Below are 1239 nucleotides of genomic sequence, written 5' to 3'. Positions count from 1 at the left end.
TGACCTGCCCCTTTTTTCAGGGCCACTCGTAAGTCGAGCCTGTTCTCCTTTTGGGTGCCATCATTCGGCGGCGTGAGCAATGGGCGCAGGCGCGGAGCCATCACGTAGCTCAAGCGGCTGCGCCCATTGCGTCTTGTCGAAGGGGCGCGCGACGGCGAACTCCTCCGGGGTCTGATACTTCAAGCTGCTGTGCGGACGTTCCGTGTTGTAGTCGATCCTCCAGTCCTCAATGATCTCGCGGGCCTCGCCGATGCTGGTAAACCAGTGCTGGTTCAGGCATTCCTCGCGGTATCGGCCGTTGAAACTTTCGATGTAGGCGTTCTGGGTCGGCTTGCCGGGGTCGATGAAGAATAGCTGGACGCCATGATCATCCGCCCAGCCGTCCATGGCACGACCGCGGAGTTCCGGCCCGTTGTCGACGACCAGGATATAGGGATATCCACGCTCGCGGGCCACGCGCTCAAGCATGTCCACGACCCGCTCGCCTGGCAGTGAGAAATCCACCTCGATGGCAGGGCACTCGCGGGTGCAGTCGTCCTTGAGGTTGGCGGTGCGAAACTTGCGGCCATTTGCCAAGGCGTCGCTGGTGAAGTCGAGCGACCACCGCTGGTTGGCAGCGATGGGGCACCAGCTGCCTTCGCGCGCCTCGCGCGGGATCTTCTTGCGCTTCGTGCGACGCAACCACAGCCGTTCTTCGCGGTAGATCCGCTCGACCACCTTCACGTTCACCCTGAAGCCTTCGCGGACCAGCTTTGCATGCAGCATGCGATAGCCATACCTGCGGTGCTTTCCTGACAGAGTAATCAGGCGCTCTCTCAACCGCGCGTGGCGGTCTGGCCGGGCCTGATACGTCAGGCTCGACCGTGAAATCCCGACCAGCCTGCACGCCCGCCGTTCCGTGAACTGATGCTCGTTCACAAGCCTCTTCACGGCATCCCGGCGGTGCGCAGGCGTTAGGAGCTTTTTGCCAGCAGCCCCTTGAGACCGGCGTTATCAAGCATGGCATCCGCCAGAAGCCGCTTCAGCTCGGCATTCTCGGCTTCCAAATCCTTCAACCGCCTCAGCTCGGAAACCGTCATGCCGCCATACTTACTCTTCCACTTGTAGAGCGTGGCGTCCGACATGCCGTGCTTGCGACACAGCTCCGAGACCTTCGCCCCGGCTGCATACTCCTGCAGAATCCCCACGATCTGCTCTTCGGTAAAGCGTGATTTGCGCATCGTCCGTTCTCCTCGTCAC

General features: G+C 61.5%; 1 protein-coding gene. It reads right to left on the bottom strand.

Annotated features, from left to right (window positions below):
- Positions 1-60: 60 nt before the first annotated feature.
- Positions 61-1220 (bottom strand): IS3 family transposase gene (locus BM171_RS18620; protein WP_093016152.1). Its coding sequence is split into 2 segments (ribosomal slippage): positions 61-968 and positions 968-1220, totalling 1161 coding nucleotides; the frame shifts between segments, so codons are not numbered across the junction.
- Positions 1221-1239 lie beyond the last annotated feature (19 nt).

The sequence above is a fragment of the Roseivivax halotolerans genome, from assembly GCF_900115815.1.
GTDB lineage: Bacteria > Pseudomonadota > Alphaproteobacteria > Rhodobacterales > Rhodobacteraceae > Roseivivax > Roseivivax halotolerans.
This window is presented reverse-complemented; position numbering and strand designations above follow the sequence as displayed.